This is a genomic window from Streptomyces aureus (genome assembly GCF_000725495.1).
GTDB lineage: Bacteria > Actinomycetota > Actinomycetes > Streptomycetales > Streptomycetaceae > Streptomyces > Streptomyces aureus_B.
Genome location: NZ_KL647040.1, coordinates 85852 through 108616 on the forward strand (window position 1 = coordinate 85852; position 22765 = coordinate 108616).

24 protein-coding genes are annotated in these 22765 nt (G+C 71.2%); 10 read left to right on the forward strand and 14 right to left on the reverse strand.

The window, feature by feature from the left end; translation table 11 throughout:
- Window positions 1–94: 94 nt before the first annotated feature.
- Window positions 95–562, forward strand: a complete 468-nt coding sequence (locus IO36_RS39035) for a hypothetical protein (protein ID WP_037627692.1) — start codon at window positions 95–97, stop codon at window positions 560–562.
- A 228-nt stretch (window positions 563–790) separates the two neighbouring features.
- Here the strand turns inward: IO36_RS39035 and IO36_RS39040 are convergent, their stop codons facing one another.
- From IO36_RS39040 to IO36_RS39055, 4 genes are all read right to left on the reverse strand, one after another.
- Window positions 791–1831 carry a hypothetical protein gene (locus IO36_RS39040; protein ID WP_037627693.1) on the reverse strand — a complete coding sequence of 347 codons (1041 nt, stop codon included), beginning with the start codon at window positions 1829–1831 and terminating at the stop codon, window positions 791–793.
- Between the two features lie 297 nt (window positions 1832–2128).
- Window positions 2129–3268 (reverse strand): methyltransferase domain-containing protein, encoded by a 1140-nt coding sequence (locus IO36_RS39045; protein WP_245173644.1) that lies wholly within the window; start codon window positions 3266–3268, stop codon window positions 2129–2131.
- Window positions 3269–3620: 352 nt separating this feature from the next.
- Entirely contained in the window at window positions 3621–5090 is a 1470-nt protein-coding gene (locus tag IO36_RS39050; RefSeq protein WP_037627696.1) for an NUDIX hydrolase, read from the reverse strand.
- A gap of 602 nt (window positions 5091–5692) precedes the next feature.
- Window positions 5693–6241, reverse strand: a complete 549-nt coding sequence (locus tag IO36_RS39055) for a GNAT family N-acetyltransferase (RefSeq protein WP_037627697.1) — start codon at window positions 6239–6241, stop codon at window positions 5693–5695.
- A 316-nt stretch (window positions 6242–6557) separates the two neighbouring features.
- Between IO36_RS39055 and IO36_RS39060 the strand changes: the two genes are divergently transcribed.
- Window positions 6558–7274, forward strand: coding sequence for a hypothetical protein (locus IO36_RS39060; protein ID WP_037627700.1), 717 nt, complete (start codon window positions 6558–6560; stop codon window positions 7272–7274).
- A gap of 126 nt (window positions 7275–7400) precedes the next feature.
- Here IO36_RS39060 and IO36_RS39065 read toward each other — a convergent pair whose 3' ends face one another.
- Window positions 7401–8645, reverse strand: coding sequence for an MFS transporter (locus IO36_RS39065; protein WP_037627703.1), 1245 nt, complete (start codon window positions 8643–8645; stop codon window positions 7401–7403).
- Window positions 8646–8940: 295 nt separating this feature from the next.
- Here IO36_RS39065 and IO36_RS39070 point away from each other — a divergent pair, with 295 nt between their 5' ends.
- Entirely contained in the window at window positions 8941–9993 is a 1053-nt protein-coding gene (locus tag IO36_RS39070) for a hypothetical protein (protein WP_037627976.1), read from the forward strand.
- A 137-nt stretch (window positions 9994–10130) separates the two neighbouring features.
- Here the strand turns inward: IO36_RS39070 and IO36_RS39075 are convergent, their stop codons facing one another.
- From IO36_RS39075 to IO36_RS39090, 4 genes are all read right to left on the reverse strand, one after another.
- Window positions 10131–10568 (reverse strand): SRPBCC family protein, encoded by a 438-nt coding sequence (locus tag IO36_RS39075; RefSeq protein ID WP_037627705.1) that lies wholly within the window; start codon window positions 10566–10568, stop codon window positions 10131–10133.
- A 10-nt stretch (window positions 10569–10578) separates the two neighbouring features.
- Window positions 10579–10923 (reverse strand): ArsR/SmtB family transcription factor, encoded by a 345-nt coding sequence (locus IO36_RS39080; protein ID WP_037627708.1) that lies wholly within the window; start codon window positions 10921–10923, stop codon window positions 10579–10581.
- Window positions 10920–11384, reverse strand: a complete 465-nt coding sequence (locus tag IO36_RS39085; RefSeq protein WP_037627978.1) for an SRPBCC domain-containing protein — start codon at window positions 11382–11384, stop codon at window positions 10920–10922. Before IO36_RS39085 ends, IO36_RS39080 begins: the two co-directional genes overlap by 4 nt.
- Before the next feature lie 148 nt (window positions 11385–11532).
- Window positions 11533–12576 (reverse strand): hypothetical protein, encoded by a 1044-nt coding sequence (locus tag IO36_RS39090; protein WP_037627709.1) that lies wholly within the window; start codon window positions 12574–12576, stop codon window positions 11533–11535.
- Between the two features lie 271 nt (window positions 12577–12847).
- Here IO36_RS39090 and IO36_RS39095 point away from each other — a divergent pair, with 271 nt between their 5' ends.
- Complete coding sequence (locus IO36_RS39095) at window positions 12848–13189, forward strand: hypothetical protein (protein ID WP_037627711.1); 342 nt, start codon at window positions 12848–12850, stop codon at window positions 13187–13189.
- A 186-nt stretch (window positions 13190–13375) separates the two neighbouring features.
- Complete coding sequence (locus IO36_RS39100; protein WP_245173645.1) at window positions 13376–14284, forward strand: SCO6745 family protein; 909 nt, start codon at window positions 13376–13378, stop codon at window positions 14282–14284.
- Window positions 14285–14354: 70 nt separating this feature from the next.
- Here the strand turns inward: IO36_RS39100 and IO36_RS39105 are convergent, their stop codons facing one another.
- The gene (locus IO36_RS39105) at window positions 14355–15218 is read right to left on the reverse strand and encodes a LysR family transcriptional regulator (RefSeq protein ID WP_051901290.1); all 864 of its coding nucleotides are present in this window, start codon (window positions 15216–15218) and stop codon (window positions 14355–14357) included.
- 92 nt (window positions 15219–15310) lie between these two features.
- Here IO36_RS39105 and IO36_RS39110 point away from each other — a divergent pair, with 92 nt between their 5' ends.
- Both IO36_RS39110 and IO36_RS47820 read left to right on the forward strand, forming a co-directional pair.
- On the forward strand, window positions 15311–16048 hold the full coding sequence (locus tag IO36_RS39110; protein WP_037627714.1) for an SDR family oxidoreductase: 738 nt from the start codon (window positions 15311–15313) through the stop codon (window positions 16046–16048).
- Window positions 16049–16162: 114 nt separating this feature from the next.
- Window positions 16163–16966 (forward strand): hypothetical protein, encoded by an 804-nt coding sequence (locus IO36_RS47820; RefSeq protein WP_037627717.1) that lies wholly within the window; start codon window positions 16163–16165, stop codon window positions 16964–16966.
- A gap of 78 nt (window positions 16967–17044) precedes the next feature.
- Here IO36_RS47820 and IO36_RS39120 read toward each other — a convergent pair whose 3' ends face one another.
- Window positions 17045–18598, reverse strand: a complete 1554-nt coding sequence (locus IO36_RS39120) for an alpha/beta hydrolase (protein WP_037627718.1) — start codon at window positions 18596–18598, stop codon at window positions 17045–17047.
- Between the two features lie 195 nt (window positions 18599–18793).
- Window positions 18794–19288, reverse strand: a complete 495-nt coding sequence (locus IO36_RS39125) for a cupin domain-containing protein (protein WP_209441333.1) — start codon at window positions 19286–19288, stop codon at window positions 18794–18796.
- A gap of 81 nt (window positions 19289–19369) precedes the next feature.
- On the opposite strand from IO36_RS39125, the gene IO36_RS39130 reads away from it, so the two are divergent.
- Entirely contained in the window at window positions 19370–20221 is an 852-nt protein-coding gene (locus IO36_RS39130) for a LysR family transcriptional regulator (protein WP_245173646.1), read from the forward strand.
- Window positions 20222–20234: 13 nt separating this feature from the next.
- Here IO36_RS39130 and IO36_RS48770 read toward each other — a convergent pair whose 3' ends face one another.
- The gene (locus tag IO36_RS48770) at window positions 20235–20531 is read right to left on the reverse strand and encodes an aromatic-ring hydroxylase C-terminal domain-containing protein (protein ID WP_342455145.1); all 297 of its coding nucleotides are present in this window, start codon (window positions 20529–20531) and stop codon (window positions 20235–20237) included.
- 3 nt (window positions 20532–20534) lie between these two features.
- On the opposite strand from IO36_RS48770, the gene IO36_RS48775 reads away from it, so the two are divergent.
- A complete protein-coding gene (locus tag IO36_RS48775) occupies window positions 20535–20909 on the forward strand; it encodes a hypothetical protein (protein ID WP_078943737.1) in 375 nt (124 codons plus the stop codon).
- A gap of 335 nt (window positions 20910–21244) precedes the next feature.
- Here the strand turns inward: IO36_RS48775 and IO36_RS39140 are convergent, their stop codons facing one another.
- Window positions 21245–22174, reverse strand: a complete 930-nt coding sequence (locus tag IO36_RS39140; RefSeq protein WP_037627725.1) for an alpha/beta hydrolase — start codon at window positions 22172–22174, stop codon at window positions 21245–21247.
- A gap of 108 nt (window positions 22175–22282) precedes the next feature.
- On the opposite strand from IO36_RS39140, the gene IO36_RS39145 reads away from it, so the two are divergent.
- Window positions 22283–22738, forward strand: coding sequence for a MarR family winged helix-turn-helix transcriptional regulator (locus tag IO36_RS39145; protein ID WP_037627727.1), 456 nt, complete (start codon window positions 22283–22285; stop codon window positions 22736–22738).
- Window positions 22739–22765: the final 27 nt, after the last annotated feature.

A 22765-nucleotide genomic window follows, 5' to 3' on the forward strand; every position in this document is an offset into this window, starting at 1 on the left:
GCAGACAAGGCGCCGGGGGAACGGATGGCCTGCCCCGGGTCCTAAGATCACGGAGTCCCGCCGAACGCTGGTGTCCGACGAAGCGAGTGAGCCCATGAGCGACGACGTCCTGTCGATCATCCCGACCGATCCTCAGTGGCAGCCCGACCGGCCGGCGGCCGAGCGGACCGCCGCGCTCGCCGCGGACCTGGCTCCCGGCCAAGACGATGGCATCGAGGTCGAGATCGACGTCACCTGGCATGAGGCTCTCACCCCCGTCGACTGCGGCGCGAACCTGGAGCGGATCGGCTGCCCGCACTGCGACGCCTCGATCGACATCGAGTGGTACGCCGACCTGCTGGAGACCCACTGCGATGACGGCTTCGCCACCCTGGCCGTAACAGTGCCGTGCTGCGGCGCCGCCACATCGCTGGACGCGCTGGACTACGCGTGGCCGTGCGGCTTTGCCCGCTTCGAGATCGCCATCTGGAACCCCGAACGCGACTGGTTCGACGACGACGAACTGGCCACCCTCGGCGACACACTCGGGCACCCGGTGAAGCAGATCAGAGCCCACATCTGACTCGGGCCTCGAGGAGAACGAAGTGCGGCAGTCCAGCCCGACATCGCCCGTTGAAGTGCAGTAGCGACAGCCGACCTTGGAAAAGGAAATAGGCACGCGCTCTGTGAGAGGGCAACATGGCTGCATGAGCGCGGGGCAGAGGACGGGCGGAGTGGCGGCCGTGTTCCGCGACGCCGAGTCGGAGTCGTGGTCTTGCAGACTGTCCCGGCCTCTACGGAAGCGGAACCGCTACGCACCCGCGTCGGAGAAGCTCACCCGCACCGCGACCACGGCGCCGGACCCGTCCAGGTCGGCCGACACGGGGAAGCAGCCGTCGCCCCAGCTCGTCATCGCGCAGAGCATTCGGGCGTTGCCGACATCCACGGTTCCGGCCTCGACTTCAGAGGCGCGGATCTGTCGCATGATCTGCCAGTGATGGGAATGAGGGCGGAAGTCCACCATCATGCGGCGCCCGGTGTCCTCCTTCCAGGCCAGCAGAGCGCGAGCCTTCTCCATCGCCTCGGCCACGGCAAGCCCGGTCCACCCGCGAACACCGTCCTCGCCGGGTTCGCCCAGTTCCGGTGCCGCGAACAGCGCTGCCGCTTCCTCTGCGGCGGCACCCCAGAACGCGACGTCGGCCAAGCCGTCCACAGGCTCGTTGTGATGCCAGTCATTGAGGCCATCGGCATCGCCGAAGAGAACCCGGGCCCAGTCGACCCCGATGTCACCCAGCACCATCGATGACTCCGCCGGGGCTTCGCTCATCCGGACCGATATCTCCGACCAGCGCGGCCCGACCCCGTCGCCGAAGTCGACCCGCGAGGCCAGTACCGGAAGAGCGCGGTCACGGGGTACGCCGCCCACCGCGACGACGGGCACCCCGAACACCAGGAAGCTGCCGCCGCCTTCGACCGCGGTCCGGCGCGCGCGTCGAGCATGCGGTTCGCGGCCCGGGACAACCTCCAGACGGGCGTCCAGGCCGGCGGCCCGACAGTGCTCTTCGAACATCGCTTCAAGCTCCGCGGCGCGGGACGCAGGGACGTCGTGAAGCATGGCACCCGGCTGCCGGTCGAAGCCGCGGGCCGCTGCCGAGGCATCCCGGCCGACCACGGCGAAGTCGACCGACTTGAGCACGTCGGCAGCCATTGCCGGGTCGTCAATGCCGAGCAGACCAGGATCGATCGCCGCCGGCGACCGCTCCCCGCTCCACAACCCCAGATGACCGCCGTCAGCGATCACCAGAGCCCCCGATGGGCAAGTGATCTCGCCGAGCTTGATGATCTCTTCCATGGCGCGAGAGCCTACGTCCACCCCGCAAGAACGGGCCCGGCGGGTGATGAGCGAGGCAGGGCTGCCGCGGACCCCTCGGGGGTGGGCCCGAAGCACGGGGGCTAGCGCGGCGAGTTCGCCGGTCCGGGCGGCGTCCGTCTCCAGCCTTGGGAGAACTCGCATCGGATGAGGGCAGCGGTCGCCAGTGACGTGAGCGAGTACGTGTCGACAGAGCCAGTGCACACCCTCCATGTCGCGGCTCGGGATCACTTTGGGTAGCGCCGTAGGTCCGCGGCAGGGGCTGCTGGGGTGGGCGGGTCATCGTGAGTCTCGTGCCTCACCAGGGCCGGCGGCCAACCGCCAGGTCAGGGTGCCGTTCGAGGTGGTCACCCGCTGGGTGCCGTCGGTGTCGAAGTGGATCTGGTAGGCGGTTGGTGAAGCGGCTGCCCGCCAGCGGGCTGCGACATCCTGAATCTCCGCCCAGATGTCCCGGGGGCCGCGGGTCGTCACGTCCCACCGGTGGTAGCCGACCTCCTTCACGCGAAGCCACGACCCGCACTCGGGTGCGCCGATCGTCAGGTCTTCGGCGCCGAAGAGGCGTACCAGCCCCGGGTGGAGGGCATCCAGGGCCAGCCACAGGCCGCGCGCCGTGTCCGCCGGCGGCGGGATGCGGCTGCGCTGCGTCCACCCGTCGGACGTCGTGATCGTCGCGCGGAACGGGGCGGACAGGAACAGCCGGTCGAAACCGGCACCGGCGCGGTGCCCGTACTCGACCGCCCGCAGTTCCGCCTCCACGGTCCCGTCAGGCCGCTTGCGGATCACGGCCTGGCCCGGCCACGACGGCGACGACGTCCCGACCGTCATCAGCGCGAGCCCGCCCGGCGCCAGCTGCTCCACCAGAGCTTCCGGCACGCGAGGGACGGCGAAGGTGACGAAGATCCGGTCGTACGGGCCCCCGTCCGGCCACCCCGTGACGCCGTCGCCTCCCACCACCGCCGGTCGGTACCCGAGGGCCGACAGCCGCTCGCGTGCGGCGTTGGTGACGTGCGGGTCGATGTCGAGGGTGACGACGCCGCCGTCGCCGCACACGAAGCACGCCACCGACGCGGTCACCCCGGCACCGGTCCCGACGTCCAGCACCCGCTGTCCGGCACGCAGGTCCAGAAGCTGGAGCAGGTCCGCGGTCATGCCCATCGTGCTCGACATCGCGGTGATGGCGCCGCCGCTGCGCGGCCCGGCCGTTCGTCCGAGGATCGGCTCGCCCGCGTGCTGGATCGCGACGCTGTCCCCGCTGTGCAGCCGCTCCAGCAGCTCGTCCCGGTCGGCCGGGCGGGACCAGTCCAGCAGATCCCAGCGCGGCGGGTCCTTGTCCGGGGCGCTGCGCCGCACGTACGCCTGGGGCATCAGGACCTGGCGCGGGATCGCGAGCAGCGCCTCGCGGACCGGCCCGGGCCTCACCTGGCCACTGGATTCCAGCCGGGCGACCATGGCCGCCCGGCCTGCCGCGGCCCTCCCGTCGTGGCCGGTGGCGGGCTGTGGAGGAAGGCGGGGCTCGGCAGCCGAGGATTCCCGGGGATCGCAGGGTACGAGGCCTGCGGATTCGCGGGGATCCGGTGGGGCGGGAGGGGGAGAAGTCATCGCCGCCGGGCCGGGGACTCGGTTCATGTCACATCACCTCCGAGCTCGCGGTCGTGTCGAACGCCTGCCTGGTGGGCGGCTCCGGGTGCTTGTCCCGGTGACCGGGCCGGTGTCGGCGCACCTGAGGGCCGGGTCCGCCCTGGTTCACGCGCGGGATACGTCCTCACCGCGTTCACCAGCCCATTTGCGAGTAGGCGCGGCCCTCGGCGATGCCTGCGATGGCCGTCCGGGTGTAGGGGACGAGCCGGTCGGGGAGCTCGTGCTGCGGCCACCACCTCCAGGTCAGGCACTTGTCGGGCTCCCGTACCTCGGGCGCGCCCTTCCAGACGCGCGCCCGGAAGACGAGCTGCATCACGGGCTGCGCGCCCGGGGAATCCACGACGTGTACGACGTGCGCCAGCTCCACGTCCGCGAGGTCGATGTGCAGGCCCGCTTCCTCCCACGCCTCCCGGATCAGACACGCGGTCGCGGACTCCCGCTCGCACCGCCCGGCCAGGTAGTGCCAGGTGTCGCCCGCGTAGCGGGACTCGGGATGGCGCAGGCCCAAGAGCACCCGGCCCTCGTCGTCCTCGACGTGGAGGTGGACGCCGATGCCGTTCAGCACGGTCCGGCCGCCTCCGCCCCGCAGAAAGGGGGCCTCGGCCAGGGCGGGGTCCCGGACGGTCTCGGACGCGTGCCGGCGGATGAGGTCCCGGGTCCTGGGGCTCAGGCGCAGGCGGTCCAGCTCGTCGGGGGTGAACCAGCGCAGCAGTACCCCCTCGTGCAGCTGGAGCCGGTCGGGGTCGCCGCGCCAGCGGCCGGTGAAGACCTGGATCGGGACGCTGAGTCCGTCGACGCTGGTGGCCTTCTCGACGGTGTACGGCTCGATGTGTTCCAGACGGAGGTCGGGGACCTCCTCGGACAGCTCGCGCAGCAGGGTGCCCCCGAGGCTCTCGTCGTCGTGAGCGCGGCCGCCGCCGAGAAGGGCGAACGCTCCCGACTGCCAGATGACGCCGGGCTTGTGGTCGCGCAGATGGAGCAGGTAGCGGCCCGTCCCGTCGTGGATCAGGGCGGAGGCGTTCACCGGCTCGGGCAGCCCGACCAACCCGGCCTGGAGGAGTTTGGCGCGCAACGTCGGCGAGGTGACCTCCTCCACGGCCAGCCATCGGGCGTCGGACACCTCCTCGTCCTGGAGGGTGATCGTCGGCGGCTCTTCGCCGGCGAGATAGAACACGTACCGGACGTCGTAGTGCCGGTGGGCCGGCTCCCCTTTGACGGGGTTGGCGTCGACGTCGTGGACGTCGATGTCGATCGGGGAGCCGAGCAGTTGCGGGGTCAGGCACAGGGCACTCGGCGCGATCCCGGCCTCCTCCGACACCTCGCGCAGCGCCGCGGCGAGCAACGTCCGGTCCTCGGGCTCGATGTGGCCGCCAGGAGGCAGCATGAGACCGCCGGAGGCCCGGTGCCGGATATGCAGGACCCGGCCCTGTCGGTCGACGACGACGGCACTGCAGGTGACGTGCCCGGGCAGCGTCGCACGGGCGGTCACGTCGGCGGGCCGGTCCAGGGCGGCGAGCAACCCCGCCAGGGCGTCAGGCTCACCGGGGTGGCGGCGGAGGTATGCCTCGATGGTCCGGCGGATCGTGGAAGCGGTGAGTGGCATGAGCGTCGTCTCGCCTTCGACGTGGGCGGTTCTGGGAGCGGGGCTGTGGAACTCGCACAGATGAGTCAGTTCGCCGCCTCGCGATCGGGCAGCTGGACGCCGGGGGAGCCGGCCAGGGCGTGCGGCAGGTTCCCGGTGCCACCGCTGTCCGGTTCGACGGTCGTCAAGGAGTTCCCCCTCGCGGACGGGATGGTGGTGTCGCCGTGTTCAACGACGCCGCACCGATTTCGAACACCTGCGCTTTCGGACGGGTTGCGCACCCGGGAATGGAGCGGATTTCCGAAGGTGCCCACTGCAACGACCCTTGCCGCGCAAGAGCGCGCGTCCGGTGGGGGATTGGCCGAAACGCCGACGTTCGGACAGCCGTGTCCCTCGGACCGTCGGACTGGCATCTGTGATCCGTCGGCAAGGGGCTTGAGGCGGGCGGCGGTGCGCCGCGCGCCTCAAGCAGGACCGCCGTCCGGTACCGGCTCGGCGACCCGACTGGCAATCACGCTCACCTCCTCGCACCCGGTCACGGGTCGAAGCCCGGCGTGCAAGGTCCGCTGATTCTGCTTCCAGCCCGTCGGTCCGACCGGCCCAGCGGCCGGACCACCGTCACCTCACCTCTCGTCGTTCAGCCGCGCGTACATGAACATGTCCCGGCGCTCGTTCCCGATCTCCTGCCAGCCCCGCAAGAGTCCCTCGCGCTGGAACCCCGCACGCTCGGCCGTGCGCACGGAGGCCGTGTTCCACAGCTCCACCCATAGCTCGAGCCGGGGAATCCGCAGATCCCGCAAGGCCCAGCCGACCACCGCGTCGACGGCGGCCACGGCGGCTCCCTGACCACGAGCCGACTTGACGACCCAGTAGCCGAGCGACGCGCGGCCCTGTTCCAGATCCCTCAGCCACAGTCCCACCTGGCCTACCGGCGTGCCAGCAGACGTCACGATGACGAACGTGTACCCGGCCCTCGTGGTCGCCCGGCCCCACTGCCGTTCGACGAACGCGACGCCCGCCGACTCGGAATACGGCGAGGGCACCGTCGTGATCGACGGGATGTAGTCGTCCTCCGCCGCCTCACGGACCAGCGGAAGGTCGGAGAGGCGCCACGGGCGCAGCATGAACCCCGCGGCAGCGGTGAGTTCAGGCACTTCAAGGGGTTGATCCATCGCCCCATCCTTCCGTGGTCCGACTCCGGCCGGCACTCGGGTTTCGAGCGCCGCCCCTCCCTCGGGCCTCCTGCGCCCGCGTCCTGAGCTGCGCCCGTGTCGGTACGTCAACTGCCTTCATTCGCCCGCCACTTCCGCTACGAAGTGGTCACGGCCGGATCATCGTCCGCAACCATGGTCGGTTGCGTGGCGTGTGATTCGGTGGGACGGCTTTTGTCCGTTCCCGACCGGAAGGTGGGGGAGTTCGATGACGCAGAAGCAGACCGGGGACACGAGATCGGGTGCACGGGGGCTCAGGGCAGCACGAGGACCTGCGGTGCGCTGGGTGTTCCGCCTGGTGATGGCTGCCCTGATCCTGCTGCTCGCGATGCGTACGTACGAGGAGACGGGCGTCGCGTACGCGCAGTCGAACGGGACCTTGCACACGGCCGGGGCCACCATCACGAAGCTGACGTCGCACACCACGAGCGGGACGGACGGCGGGGGCCAGGACGGTGGCAGCGGCGACTGGTTCGTCACCACGAAGTACAGCATCGAACTGCGTGTCGGGAGCGAGACGAAGGCGGTGCACGGTGTGCCGGACGATTCCGTGCGCGACTTCCGGGAGGGGCAGCGGGTCCGGGCGGGGCTGTGGCACGGGCGGGTCGTGGAGATCGACGGGCGCGACGTGTGGCGCGGCTGGTACCCCGAGGGGTGGGACTTGGCCTTGTTCGTTCTCTACCCGCTGGTCACGGGCTATCTGATCGCGGTCGCCCTGGCCGCCGCCGCGTACCTGGCCGGTCGCGACGGCCGGGTACGGCTGGAGCGGCGGGAGCGCGCCGGGTCCTGGGGGTTCGGGTTCCTCGTGGCGATAGCGGTGTGCTTCGCGCTCATGGGGTGCGCGGCTTTCGGGAACACCGTCGCGTACTGGCCGCTCGTTCCCCTGGCGGCAGGAACTGCCGCCGCTCTGGTGGGTCTGAGGGGAGCGCTCCGGCGGGCCCGGGACGCGCGCGTCGCGGACTCACCTGGTGGGAGCGTGTCGGCCCAGGTCTGATGCTGCGGTGCACGTGCCGGTGGGGCTCGCCGGAAGGGGCCTGCGGTACGAGTGCCGGAAGAGATCGTTTCGACCTCGCTCGTGCTGCCGGGCGGGAGGCGTGGATGGGTCATCCCCGGCTCCCGCTCAAGACCCGGCGCGGCGCAGCGCTCGCAGTGGCGCCGAAGTCGAACCGATGACCGCGGCCCCACAGGTGAGTACAGCGCACAGCACGATCGCGCTCCTCACACCGGTGGTGGTCGCGAGCCGGCCGAGCACGTTGTTCGCCACCACCAGGGCCATGCTCTGGACGAGCGTCAGCACGGACTGGATGCGGGACAGGTGCGTGGCAGGCGTCCCGGCCAGGATCAACGGGCCGACGTGACAGGCGAACATGCCCGACCCCGCGCCCACGACCACGGCCGCAGCGACGGCAGTGGGGCTGGACGGGGCCACCGCGAGCCCGGCGAGGCCCACCACGGCGAGGAGGAGCCCGAGGGTCGCGCCCCTACCGATCCGGCGCAGCGGACCGAGGCGGGCCGCCAGTAGGGAGGTCAGGAGTACGCCGACACCCTGCCCGGCGGCGATCAGGCCCGCCGCCCGCGGTCCCCAGTCGTGGGCACGGGCCATCAGGGGGCCGAGCAGGGCGACGACCGGCAGCACTCCGGCCGCGGCCGTCGCGGTCAGCAGGAGCGCCGGTCGTAGGACTGGGTCCGTGGCCGCGAGCCGCACCCCGTCGCGGATTCCCGCGAGCAGACTCTCCGCGCGAGGTGTCCGCTCTGCCGGGGCAGCCGGGCGCACCCACACCATGACGGTGAGCACCGCGGCGAAGCCGGCCGCGTCGACGAGAGCTGTCCCGCTCAGCCCTGCCGTCGCGACCAGTACCGCCCCCAGTGGTGCCCCGAGAAGGGAGGCCATCTGGCCACCGGCCCCCAACAGGGCCATCGCCCGGGGCAGTTGCTTCTCGCCCACCAGCCGGCGCGGCATGGATCCCGTCGCCGGGAGGTAGAACGCGTCGACGGTCCCGACCATGGCGGCGAACCCGAGGAGCAGCCACGACGGTGTCCCCCACGCGTGCGCCGCCACCGCGAGGGCGAGGACGGCCGCGAGCATCGCCACATCGCCGGTGATCATCACCCGCCGGGCGCCGAAGCGGTCGGCCAGCGCCCCACCCGCCAGAAGCAGTACGGTCCGCGGCAGCGTGATCGCGGTCAGCACCAGCGCGGCCACCTGACCGCCGTGGGCCGCGGCCGCCCAGCCGAGGGCGAAGGAGAGGGCCGCGTCACCGGTCAGAGAGACCCGGGTCCCCGCCAGCCAGAGCAGGTAGGGACGGGGAAGGACTGCTCGCGGGGGAGGAGGGACGAGGGGTGCAGCGGTGCCGGACGATGCCATGGCCCGTGACCATAAGGCCCTCAAGTTGGTTGAGGGCCAGGCGGTTTCGTGCCTGTCAGGTGGCCGGCGACGGTCCCGATCGCGCCCCGGGACACGTATGCGCACATTCCCGCGCCCGGGAACACGTACGCGCGGAACCCTGCGACCCGGGACACTCATCCGCCCGGGACCAGGGACGAGACGGGACTCACCCTCGCCGCCAGGCATACTGCTCGCCCGAGGCCGGGTCCGAGATGGCACCGGCGGGTGATCGGGACCCAGGGGATTGTCAGTGCCCGTCAGCATACTGACGGGCATGCAGATCACCGAGCACGAACTAAGGCAGGCCTGGCGCCGCAAAGCCGCGGGTTCCGACCTTCTCGACGACATCATGCTCCCGCCCGTCGGAACGTCGGCCGGCCAGTACGCACAGCGCGTGGGTGCCTCGGGAGGTCTGTTCCTCGTCCTGGACGAGGACGGCACCGTGCGTGGCTGCCACGGCCCCCACCTGGAGACTTTCGCGACCCGTGATCTCGACCAGGTGCTGTACTTCGTCGCCGAGGAGGCGGTCCGTGGCCTCGCCGAGTACGTAGCCGCCCAGTCCGAGGGGCAGGGGCCCGTGGCCAACCTCGTCACCGGGCAGGCCGAGATGATGGACCAGATCGATCCATCGTGGGGAAGGACGTTCCGAGCCGGCGGGCCCTTCGGCACACGCACGGCAGGGCCCTGCGGCCGAGACCCGCTGGAGCGCCTCGCCTGGGTGGCCCGCTCCTGGAGCGACCAGGACCCGTACACCACCCTCGAGTTCTTCCGGGGCAAGGACATCAGCGCCGAAGAGATCGCCCTGCTCCACGGAGCCGATCCCGCTCATGTCTCCCGCGGAACATCCAGGAACGACCTGCTCGGCATGGACGGCGACCGCTGGGAGCTCGACTGGGAGAGCTGCTGCTTCGGGAAGACGGGCGACTGGGCGTTCCTCATGTACCACGAGACACCGCCCGGAATCCGGGCCGACAGCGAGGCCCTCGCCCGCCTCGGCGTCACGGAGACCGTACGGTTGAGCGCCTGCTCCGCGAAGGCCATCTACACCCTCGACTACGCCCGCGACGGCCGCCGCCTCGACGACGGCTGGGGCGTGCTGGAACTGATCTGGTACGACCGCGGCCGCGCCCCCTACCGGCGGGGCGGCGACCTCGACGTCATCAACCAAGCCATACGGCGTGCGGAACTCGACCACCCGGAGCTGACGAACGAATTCGAGCTGTACTTCCACGCCCTGGAGGACGCGCTCGGCCTCGGGCTTCCGCAAAGGGACATCCAGGAGGGAACGGTCCGGGCGGCACTGTGGGCACGCCCCGCCCCGGCGTGAGGGCCGTCGAACAGCATGGCCCGGGATCTCGTCGTGCTCCCGAAGGCCGGGGGAGACGGTGTCAGCGACCTCGTGCCGTCCACGCCCGGGCGGCCACGGCGGGCCCGGTCGGGCGTGGACGGTTCGTCGGCGCGGGGTCAGTGCCAGTCACTGATCCGGACGTCGTCGGGGTGCGGTGCTCCGGTGCCCGTCTCCACGAAGGACTTCAGACTCATCAGGAACAGCGCCCACTTGGTGCTGCAGTGGTTCATGAACTCCACCTGTTCGCGCCATCCTTCGTGCGCGAACAGGATGATCGTCCACTCACCGTCCTGCTTGAGGTCGAAGGTCACCGTGGTGCCGATCCATTCCTCGGGACCGTCGACGACCTCCCACCGCACCCGGGTGCTCGGCTGCAGTTCGAGGACCTTCATGTCGAAGCCGCCGAGGTCGCCGAAGCGGAACTGCAGCTTGTCGTCGCCGCTGCCCTTGGTGTCGGTGGTCCACCATCCGGCCAGGCCGTCGACGGTGGTGAGGGCCTGAAAGACCGTGTCCCGGGGTGCCTTGATGCCTACCCGGTGCAGGATGTCAGCCATCTCGATCTCCTCACTTCTTCGTGTTCTTGGCTCGTTGGATCGCCTCGGCGAGGCTCTTGATGCGCCGCAGTCGGGCGTCCCACAGCTCGCCCACCGACTGCAACTGCGCTACCGCGCGCGCCAGTTGTTCCTCGTCGACGTGGTAGTGCCGCTCCCGGCCGACAGCGGTGGAGCGGACGAGTCCGGCCCGGTCGAGCACGGTCAGGTGCTTGGTCACGGCCTGGCGGGTGACGGGCAGACGGGCGCTGATGGTCGTCGCCGTGCCCTGCCCCTCGGCCAGGAGCACGTCGATCATGCGGCGCCGGGTCGGGTCGCCGATCGCCGACCACAGGTCGTCGTCGACCGCGGTACTCATCGCGCGCCCGCCACCCGCTTGGCGGTCGCCGCCATGCGGGGGAGATAGAAGTCCCAGCCCTGCCGGTGGTCGTTGTAGTGCGCCTCGAGCACGGCGGCCTCCCAGCCACGCTCGCGGTAGCCGGTTTCGCGGAAACGGAGGGTGGTGCCCTCGCCCTCCGGGGTGAGATCGAAGGTCACCAGCAGCGAGTTGCCGGCGGCCGCGGTCTCCCCTTCGTCGTGGGTCCAGCGGAACGACAAGGTGCGGGGCGGATCGGACTCGACGACCGTGAACGGCACGGACTTGCGGACGCCGCTGCTCTCGTTCGTCCACGTGAGGGTCCCGGGTCGGCCGGGGGAGGCCTCGAAGTCGTTTTCCGCGCTCCACCACTCCCGGATGTACTCGGGGTCGGTGAGCACGTCGAACACCACCTGGGGTGGGGCGTCGACGTACAGCTCACGCTCGATGCTGCCGTACTCCATGTCCACAGCCGCCTTTCGCAACCTTTGGTTGCACATCACGATAGGCGACAGCGGCGCCTTTCGCAACCGAAGGTTGCACGTTCGCGGGCGGGGGCGCTGGGGGCGGTCGCGGGGCTCTTCGGCGGGGAGTGCGCGTCTCCGGCGACTCTCAGCGCGAGGTGACCGCGCGCAACGCCCACTCGTGCGCCGCTTCGGTGCGGAGCGAGTCCTCCAGGGCGCGGACCGCCCCCGAGTAGTGTTCGTCCTTCTCGAAGACGCGGTCGGCGAGTTCGGTGAGCGTGTCGCCGTCCTCCGACGGCTGGGCGAACAGCAGGTGGTACAGCGTGTCGGAGCTCTCGAGCCGGGCTTCCGCCGCCGCCACGCCGGTCCAGGGCTCCGCGCACCGGAACTCAACCAAGGTGAGGAACGACCGGACGGCGTCCCGGCGGACATCCGGGTCGGCGCCGGTGCGCACCAGTTCCCGTAGGTCGGCGTAGAGCTGCGGCAGGTCGAGCCCCAGGACGCGGGTGGACGCGTACGTCCACAGCGCCGATCCGGTGCCCCTGTCGCAGGCGTCCCATCGCGTGTCCCACAGCAGGCGGGTGAAGGCGGGGCGCGCCTGCTCGCCGTGCAGGCCGATGCCCAGGATCAGGCCGCCGTTGCAGTCCGTCGAGGCGTGGTTCCCGCCCCAGGCGACGAGCCGGTCCAGCCATCCCGGATCCTGCGTCTTCGTGGCGAGTACGGGCAGGAACTCCGGGAACAGGGCGGCCCCTTCGTGCTTCTCCAGCGACTCGGTGATCGCGCCCCGCAGTTCCTCGCACGGCAGGTGCGACAGGCCCAGGCAGGCGTCCTTGGACACATCGTAGGAGTCGTCGACGTGTTCCCACAGCAGGGACGTGGCCGGGGTGTACCCCAGGCGGCCCACGGCGTGCAGCACGCCGGACGGTACTCCCTCGCGCAGTCGGCCCCCTTCGACCGTTGCCTCCAGCAGTCGCTCGGCCAGCCGCCGGTCGCCGTGGCGGGCCAGGACCGGCACCAGCGCGTCGTGCGCGGCGGGCGCGGCGAGGAACAACGGGAGGAGCGCCTCGGCGTCGGCCGGGCCACCGTGCCGGAGGACGGCCTCGGCGACCATGGACTCCCACAACCACGACACCTCCGCGGTGCCATCGGAGTATCGGTCGAGTATGGCCTGCGCGGCCGGGGACAGGGTCAACTTGGCAACCGCCTCTGTGTGGACAACAGCGCACATCATGGGCGAGGACGTTCCGGCGCTGCCACACGGTTTTCGCGCGCCGGGCAAGGCTTGTGGCCGCGCCGCCCTCGGATCGCGTCATCCGCCCAGGTCGCCGGTGGCGGCTTCGGTTTGACCTGCGGCCGCAGCGCGTCCCTGACCTGCGGAAACAAGAGTAAAGAAGAGGTAAGTTCGCCCGCCGCCTCTTGAAGTGAAAGTGCCGCTCCTGTGAACATTCGGCGGAGCTCGTCAGATGATCAAGGGAACCACCGTGGACCACACCAGACGCCTGAGGCAGACGGCCCTGCTCGCGGCCGCCGTACTCACGCTGGACATGCTGCTCGCCAACGGAATCGGCACGGCGGCGGCCACCCCCCACCTGTCGCCGAGCACCGCGCGAACGGACGCCCCGAGCGGGGACGCGGCGCCGGCCATGTCCGAGGTCGCGGACGCCGACGAGCAGGTCCACGGCACAGGGGAACCCCGCCCACAGCACACGGGCGACGCTCCCCGCGGTCATCTGGGGCCGGACGGACACCACGGTCAACCCCGCCCGCATCACCGCGCATCGGCATCGGCATCGGCATCGAGATGAACCCCACACGGCACCGACGTCCAGCGCTGGGAAAACCGAAGTGCCTGGCCGGAGCCGAATGCGCACCGCCCCGCGGTGCGCTTGAGCCGGTGGCTCTTCTCGTGGAGGCTGGTGCGGTGAACGGAGCCGGTGCCCCGTGCCAGGGGCGCAGCTCATGAGCCGTCGATCGGTGCCTGGAAGGCTGTCATGTCGAACCCCATGTCCGTCCCCATGGCGTCGTCGGCCAGGGGTGACGTCGCCCGGCGCCTCTGGCGGCTGCTGGAGCCGGTCCACGCGGTCGTCTACTTCGCTCCGGAGCCGCTCGAGGAGTTCAGGTCGGCGGGCTACCGCGGCTTCTGGATGGGCTACTTCGCCGGACGGGCGGCACCTCTGGGCAGTGTCGGCGCCGACGTCGTGCATGCGCTGTTCTACAACTTCGCCCCTGCGCGGGTGAGTCGCGCCCTCCCGGCGGCCTGGAGCTTCGCTCCGCCGGAGCAGGCCCTGGAGGCTCGTGTACGAGGGTCCGTGCGCGCGCTCGGCCGGGTACTCGGTGCAGCGGCCGACGGTCCGGAGGTGGCGCGGGCCGCGGAGCTTGCGATGCGAGCCGCTCGTTCGGCTCCCGCGGAAGGCCGGGCCCTGTTCGCGGCCAACCGTTCCGTGCCGGTGCCGCAGGAGCCCCTCGCGCAACTGTGGCAGGCCGCGACGCTGCTGCGTGAACACCGGGGGGACGGCCATGTGGCGGCTCTGGTCGCTGCCGGGATCGGCGGCCGTGAGTCGCACGTCCTGCACGCGGCCGCGAGCGGTGTGCCGCGTGATGTCTACGCCTCGGGACGCGACTTCGCCGAAGCGGAGTGGGCATCACGGCGCGATGCCCTCGCGGAGAGAGGGCTCGTCGAGGACAACGGGCTGTCGGCGCAGGGGCGGCGGCTCGTGGCCCGTATCGAGGAACGGACCGACGACCTGGCCGCCACCGCCTATGACGTCCTGACCGCCGACGAGACCGATGAACTGGTCCGGCTCCTGGGCCCCTTGGCTCGTGCCGTGGTGTCCGCCGGCGACATCCCCTTGGACAACCCGATGGGGCTCGATCTTCGCGAGGTGCTCGACCAGGGGTGAACTCGCTTGCTGGATGCGGGTGTTGCGGGAGCGGTTCGGCTTACGCCCGTCGTGTGAGACAAGCGCCAGGTCATAGCCGTGTGGCCGTCCGGACCAGGCCGGCCAGGGTGAGAGAACGGCTGTGCGCGGGCCAGACGATGTGGGTCACGACGGGAGGCGCGTCGGTCAAGGGGACGGCCGTGTGCTCGGCCCACAGCCAGGAGCGGGCGGAGTCGGGGACGACCGCCACGGTGCGTCCGAGGGCGATCAACTGGGCCAGTTGCGTCTGGTTGTGGATCTCGGGGCCCGGGCCGGGTGCGTAGGTGCCGCGGGTGGGCCAGCGGGCGAGCGGCAGATCGGGGACGTCCCGGACGTCGGCCAGGGACAAGCTCTCGCGGGCGGCGAGGGGGTGCCCGGCGGGCAGGACGGCGACCTGCCCCTCCGTCGTCAGCGCCTCGCTGTCGAACCCGGCGAGGGAGTTCCACGGCGTGTGCATGAGCGCGGCATCGGCGCGTCCGTCGCGCAGCAGCTCCTCCTGCTCGCAGATGCCGCACGGCAGCAACTCGATCTCGGCACTGCCGGGTTCCGCCGCGTAGGCGTCGAGAAGTTTGCGCAGCAGTTCGTGCGACGCTGCGGCCTTCACCGCGAGGACCAGCCGACCGCGGGAGCCGCCCGGGCCGTCGGCACCGCCGGCGCGCCGGGTGCGGCGCGTGGCGGCGGCGATCGCGTCGAGGGCCGCCCGGCCCTCGTGCAACAGCACCTCTCCGGCGTCGGTCAGCCGCACACCACGGCGGTTGCGCTCCAGCAGGCAGACCCCGAGGCGTCGTTCGAGCTGCTGGATCGCCCGCGACAGGGGCGGCTGGGCCATGCCGAGGCGCTCGGCGGCGCGCCCGAAGTGCAGCTCCTCGGCGACGGCCACGAAGTACCTCAGCTCGCGTGTCTCCAGGGTGTCCATGGCCGCAGGGTACGCGGTGATACCCGGCGGGTATGACAGGACACCGTATCGGTGTTGGCCGCGATCCTTGTCCACGAGCCAGCATCATCAGCATGAGCGAAACGAGGATCGCGCTGGTGACCGGCGCGAACAAGGGCATCGGATACGAGATCGCAGCCGGACTGGGTGGCCGCGGCTACCGCGTGGGCGTGGGGGCCCGTGACGCCGACCGACGCGAAACCGCCGTCGGGAAGTTGCGCGCCGCCGGCGTGGACGCCTTCGGGGTACCCCTGGACGTGACCGACGACCGCAGCGTCACCGCTGCCGCGGAACTGGTCGAACGACTCGCCGGGCGCCTGGACGCCCTGGTCAACAACGCCGGCATCTCCGGCGAGATGGACCCGGGGTGGGTGCAGGACCCGACCGCGCTCGATCTGGAAGTGCTCCGCGCGGTCGTGGACACCAACGTCATGGGCGTCGTCCGGGTCACCAACGCGATGCTGCCCCTGCTGCGGCGCTCCGCTTCGCCACGCATTGTGAACGTCTCCAGCAGTGTCGGTTCCCTGACCCGGCAGGCGCACCCGGACATCGAGATCGGCCCGATCATGGCGGCCTACGCGCCGTCGAAGTCGTTCCTGAACGCCCTCACCGTGCAGTACGCCCGGCGGTTCGCCGGTACGAACATGCTGATCAACGCCGCCTGCCCTGGCCTGGTCGCGACCGACCTCACGGGCTTCCAAGGGCCCCGCACCCCTGAACAGGGCGCTGCCACGGCGATCCGGCTCGCCACGCTGCCCGACGGTGGACCGACCGGTTCGTTCTTCGAGGACGACGGCGTCGTCCCCTGGTGATGCACCTGTCCGGTGTATGGATTGTTCAACGATCCTTCAATAGAATGGCTCAATATCCAGCCATGCGCTTCGCGGACTCGGAACGGTGAACAACCAACCGGAGGGCTGCAGGAGATGAACGGGGATCAGTTCGAACAGGTCGACGACTGGGGACGGATCCTGTTCAGCGACGACCCGGCGCTGGGGCTCGAAGGCGTCCTGATGGGGCTGGAGGCCCCGGAAGGCACCGTCACCCTCGATCCCGCTCGGACACGCAGCATGCCCACCGCTCTCTTCGAGTTCAGGCATGCCGTGGGCGTGGGTGACTTCGGGTTCCAGTTCGTCGTGCCGGAGGGCGCCTCGCTCGACGACATGCCCAAGGATCCGCAGATCGAGGGCGCCGTCCTGTTCGGCATGAGGCGCCTGCCGCCCGAGTTCTCCGACCTGCGCCTGCCCGACCCGCCGGAATCCGACGATGACGACGGCTGCCTCGACGAGAAGCGGCCGACCGTCTTCGACGAGCTGTGCATCCGCGAGCCACCGCGACGCGACGCCGACGAGGTCCACTTCGGCATGAGGCGCAGGCCACCCGGCCAAGCCGACCTGCGCTCGATCCCCGGATGGGAGTTGCACGAGATACCCGACGAACAGCCCGGGACGTGGCGGAAGTTCGGGCACGCCCACTCCCGACTGGAACTGCGGATGCCCGGCGGTGACCTCTACTCCCGGACCTGGGTCCCGCACGACCCCGAGTGGGCGGCCGCCGCCCTGCGTCACGGTTACGTCGTGTGTCTGTGCGGCGTGGAACTGGGGATCCGCGCGCCGTACGCGATGTCCGCCGCGCAGTTCACCCCGGACATGCGCCGAGATTTCTTCCGCCACGGATGCGCGATGGGTCTGACCGTCGGCGGACTCGTCGCCTACGTCGACCACCGCTGACGCCTGACCGTCGACGGGCACCACCGCTGATGCGTACCACCGTGGTGCTCGAAGCCGACCGGCGGATCCGTACCGGCCTCAGGACATGCTGCCCCGGCACACCGTCCCCGGAGCCGGGGTGCGACCCGTGCGGAGGTAGCGGTCGATCTTCTCCGCGACGCAGCGGTTGCGCGGGTACGTGCCGTGGCCCTCCTCCCGGGCCGTCAACAGGACGCCGACGCCTTCCCCCAGGGCGTGGGCCATGTTGCGGGCGCCGGCGTAGGGGGTGGTCGGGTCGCCGGTGCCGCCGACCACCAGGACGGGGGCCGCGCCGTCGGCGTTCACCTGGAGCGTGGTGTGCTCGCCCTCGAACGGCCAGTCGTAGCAGAGGTAGACGCCGCTGGACCAGGTCGCGCCGAAGACGGGCGAGGCGGCTTTGATGCGGGCCTGGTCGCGGTCGAGGCGTTCGAAGCCGGGGCGCAGGCTGGAGTCCGCGCAGGTGATCGCGACCAGGGCGTCGCGGCTGTCGTCGGGCGGGGGCGTCGCGCGGTCGGCGGAGCCGCTGACGTCCACGCCCTTGCTCAGCGGACGGCCGTCGTTGTGGTCGATCAGCGCGGTGAGGGCCTTGGCGAGCGGCGTCCAGCCGTCCTTGCCGCGGCCGAGCCTTTTGCCGACGGCGTACGCGAGGTCGTCGGCGTCGAGGTGCTTTCCGGTGCCGGCCCGGGCGGGCTTCTTCTTCAGGCGGTCGGCCAGGCGCGCGATACGTCGTGCCGCCTCCTCGGGGCCGTCGCCGGTCGGGCAGTGGCGTATGTGGGCCGCGCAGTACACGGCGAACCGGTCGAACGCCGCCTGAACCGCCTTGACCTGCGAAAGCTGCTTCTCGTCGAGGTCCTCGGTCGGATCGACCGACGCTTCGAGGACGAGCCGTCCGACGTGCGAGGGGTACAGGTGGGCGTAGACCGCGCCGAGGGCCGTTCCGTACGAGACGCCGAAGTAGTGCAACCGCTCGTCGCCGAGGAGGTAGCGCATCAGGTCGAGGTCGCGCGCGGTGCGCGAGGTGCTGACGTACGGGAGGAGGGCCCTGGAGTGCCCGGGGCAGGCGCCGGTCCCGGCGTCGCCGGTGTCCCCCGCGGTCTGCACGCAGTGCACGGGGACGGTCGCGCCGACGCCGCGCGGGTCGAAGGAGACCAGGTCGTAGCGGTCCAGGAGCGGCTCGTACTGGTTGAGGAATTCAGGCAGTCCGACGACGCCGGACACGCCGGGGCCGCCGAAGTTGAGGACGAGCGAGCCGATGCGCCGGGAGTTCGGCCCGGTGGCCTTGCGGCGGATCAGGGCGACGCCGATCGTCCTGCCGTCCGGTTTCCGGTAGTCGAGGGGGGTCTTCATGGTGGCGCAGTCGTAGCCGGTGCGGGCGGTGGACGGCGAGGTGCAGCCGGACCAGCGGAGGTGCTGGCCGGTGGTGAGCGCGGTGGGCAGACCGGCGGGCGGGTTGTGCGCGGTGAACTCCGTACGAGGCTCGGCACTTTGGTGGCGGGCATCGTGCTGGAACCAGGCGCTGACGGCCCCGATCGCGACGAGGACGAGCACGGCGATGATGCGCGCGCCGACCGAGAGGCCCGGTTCGTGGCTTCGTATCGGATGTGCGTCACTCATCTGGATCCCCGCACTCCCGCCCTCGGACGCCCGCCCCGTGACCGCATGCCCGTACCCGTGATCGTCCGATCCTCGAATCAGGTCAGGGTACAAGCCTCGACGGCGACCGCCTGCACCTCACCTATGACCAGAGGCAGTTCAGGGCCGGACTGCCGTTCAGCCTCCGCCGGGCCGGCGGTCGTCCTGAACGATGAGTCAGCCGTGGTCGGTGGCGGGCTCGGTCGCGTAGCGGTTCATCGCCTCGATGTTGGCCTCCGGTGTCAGGGGCCGACCGGCGGCGAGCACCTCCTGGAGGTCCCGGAAGTACTGGACGTACAGGTCGGGCGTGAACGTGCTGAGCATGACGGCGGGTTGGTCGGTCGGGTTGGCGAAGGTGTGCGGGGTACCGGGCGGAACCATGACGAGCGTGCCCCTGGTGGCGTCGTGGTCCTCGTCCCCGACGGTGAATCGCACGATGCCGGAGAGGATGTAGAACCCCTCGTCGTGCAGCGAGTGGCGGTGCTGCGGCGGTCCCTGGGTGTGCGGGGCGAGGACGGACTCGGCGATCGCGAGGCGGTGCCCGGTGTGTCTGCCGTCCTCCAGGACGCGCATGCGCGTGGTGCCGAGAACGATCGTCTCGCCGCCGCCGGGACCCACCACGGACACGGCGGGGGTGCTCCCCGGCTCGCTGGTCTTCGCTTCTTCGGTCATGCCCACGAGTGCATCGCGGGGGACACGCCGGTGTCCAAGACCCGTTCCGCGGCGCCGATACCTCGTGGGTATGGTCACAGCGTGGAGCTACGGACCTTGCGCTACTTCGTGGCGGTCGCCGAGGAACTCCACTTCGGCCGGGCCGCCACCCGGCTGCACATGAGCCAGCCGCCACTGAGCCGGGCGATCAAGCAGTTGGAGGCCGAGGTCGGGGCCCCACTCTTGATCCGCTCGCCCATGGGGGTCACCCTCACCCCGGTCGGCTCGGTGCTGCTCGACGAGGCGCGGGCGCTGCTCGACCATGCCGACCGCGTCCGGTCACGCGTGGGCGCCGTGGCCGGCGCGGCTCCCCTCACCATCGGCATCCTGGGCGACGGTACCGACCCGGGAGTGGCCAGGCTGGCCGCCGCCTACCGCCGCAGGCGTCCCGGCGTCGACATCCGCGTCCGCGACACCGATCTGACCGACCCGACCTGCGGTCTGCGCGCCGGTCTTGTCGATGTCGCGCTGACCCGGGCGCCCTTCGACGAGACGGCTCTGACGGTGCGTGAACTGCGGAGGGATCCGGTCGGCGTGGTCCTGCGTGCCGACGATCCGCTGGCGGTGCGCGACCGACTGCGGCTGGCCGAGCTGAGCGACCGGCGCTGGTTCCGGTTCCCGCAGGGCACCGACCCCCTCTGGCAGTCGTACTGGAACGGCGGCAGGCCGCGCGAGGGCCCGGTGGTGCGCGCCGTCCAGGAATGCCTCCAGGCCGTGCTCTGGAACGGCACGGTCGGACTGGCCCCGCTCGGGCACGACCTGCCCCCGGAGCTGGCCGTGGTGCCGCTGGCCGACATGGCGCCGAGCCGGGCGGTGGCGGTGTGGAACGAGGGGGACGGCAATCCGTTGATCCGGTCCTTCGTCGAGATCGCGACGACCGCGTACCGTGCCTGAGCGGCAGGTCGTCCTAACTCCGTGGCGCGCCGAACCACCGGGCGGCCGACCGCTCGAACGCCCCGGGATCCGGGGCGGGTTCGGCCACCCAGGCCACGACGCCGTCGGGCCGGATCAGCGCGGCACCCAGCCCGAGGCCGTTGCGCGCCGGGCCGGCCGCGTAGCGGATCCGGCCTTCCCACCCCTTGGCCGCGACCTGGAGCGAGCGATCGGTGCTGAAGTCGAGCAGGACGGCCTGCCCCTGGCGCAGCAGTTCGCCGAGGCGGGTGCCGTCCTCGAAACGGAAGTCCGGGGCGCTGGAACCGGTCAACGGCTGTTCGCCGCCCGGGTCGTAGCGGTTGAACAGGCCCGACGTGTTGCGGAGGCCCTGGCCCGGTTGCTGGCCGACGGCGCTGATCCCGACGAGGTCTTCAGCAACATGACGTTGCTGACGCACGCCATCGATGCCGAGGGCGACGGATCCCTGCAGAGCGGTGAGCCACTGACCGTTCACATCACTGCTGTGCTGCTGGCCTTCGGCGCTGACCCGGAGCTTGCGGATCCAGACGGTCACGCCCCCCTGGACATGGCCGCCCACTACGGTCACGACCTGGCGGGGAATCTGCTGCGGGCCCACATCGCCAGGCGAGCCGCCGGTAGCAGTCGGCATGGAGCTTGCCGGGCCTGCGACGACGGGGCCTCGCCGTGAGGCCGCGTGGGCACCTCCGGCGCCACCCGCTGGAACAGCTTCCACAACTCGTCCGGGACCGGCCGCTCAACGATTCCCGCCACAACCGTCAGCCCATCGAGACAGGCAATTGAGATGTCGTCTTGGAGGCAGCGCACCGACGAGTCGGCCGGGCGGCGGCAGAACCGTGAAGGGCGGGCTCGAGGGGGAGTCGGCGCTCCAGGAACCGAGCCGGTGTTCGGCTCGCGACCTCGGGCCCGGCTCCGGTGGGCGACGGGCACCCGCGCCTCGTCGGCGTTCCCGCGTGCGTGCACCCGCTGTTCCCGGCGGCCGGGATCCGGCCGCCGGGGTCGGCGTCAGCGGACCGATTCGAGGCGGTCGGAGGCCCGGCGCCCCGCGTCAAGGTGGCCGGTGAGGAAGCGGGCGGCGCGGTCGAGGGCGGCGTCCGCCTCGTCCAGGCGGCCGTAGTGGTGCTGGAAGACGTGGGGGAGACCGGGCAGGACCTCGAGCGTGACCTCGACGTCGTCGGCACCCGCGCGGCCGGCCAGCCGGACGGAGTCGTCGAGCAGCACCTCGTTCGCCCCGACCTGGACGAACAGGGGAGGGAGTCCGGCGAGGTCCCCGAACAGCGGGCTGGCCAGGGGGTGTGCGCGGTCGCCCGTGCCGACGTAAAGATCGGCGTAGGCGCGGATGTCGGCCTCGGTGAAGATCGGGTCGGCGTCCTCCTTGGACCGCATGCTCGCGCCGGCGAGGGTGAGGTCGACCCAGGGGGAGAAGAGGACCACGGCGGCCGGCTGTGGCAACCCGGCCTCCCGGGCCGCGAGCAGCATGGCGATGCTCAGGCCACCGCCGGCGGAGTCGCCGGCCACGACGACGTCCCGAGGATCGGTGCCCGTCGCCAACAGCTCACGGTAGGCCGCGAGCCCGTCGTCGACGGCCGCGGGGAACGGGTGCTCGGGCGCGAGCCGGTAGTCGACCGACAGCGCGCGCAGGCCGGCGCGGCGGGCCAGTTCGCCGACCAGTCCCGCGTGGGTGTCGGGCGAGCCGATGACGTAACCACCGCCGTGGAGGTAGAGCAGACGGCCCGGTCCGGAGGCCGTGGGCGGCTCCAGCTCCAGCGCCGGTCGCCCGCCCAGGACGGTCCCGCGGGTGACCACGTCGTCCGGCGCGGGACGGCCGACACCCGCGGCGAAACCGCTGCGCTGCTCGTCGATGCTGGGAGGGGTCTCGCCGCGAGGGATGGAACGGAGAAGGGCGTCCAGGGCGTCGCGCTGCTGTCGGGACATGTCGGGCCTCCGTAGGTCGGGATGCGAAGATGCATTCCTGGGAATCCATCTGTCCATGGCCAACCGGATTCCAGGGAAGATGATTCCCGGGAATCTATTGGAGGTTCTGTGAGCCACGTCACCCCGATCTTCATCGACCTCGTCCGCGTCGAGACCCGGCTCTACAACGCGGTGAGTGCCCGACTGCGCGCCGAACACGGTCTGGGGCTGGGGCAGTTCGAGTTCCTGGACATCATCGACAGGGTGCCGGAGTGCCGTGTGCTCGACATCGTGGGCGAGCTGGCGATCACCGTGGGGGCCGTCAGCAAGGCGGTCGACCGCCTGGTGGCCGCGGGCTGGTGCGTGCGGGTGGCCCATCCCCAGGACCGCCGTTCGTCCGTCCTCCGCCTCACGTCCGAGGGAGAGAGGCTGCTGACCGCGTCCCGTCCGGTGGTCGAGGCCGAACTCGCCTCGCTGACCGCGGCGGTCCCTCCGGGCGACCTGGCCCGTGTCGCCGCGACCCTGGCCACGCTCCGCGCGAACCTCGAGGCGGGCCGCCACGGACAGCCGGGCGGAGGCAGCTGACCGGTCGGCCGCCGGCACGACGGCCGA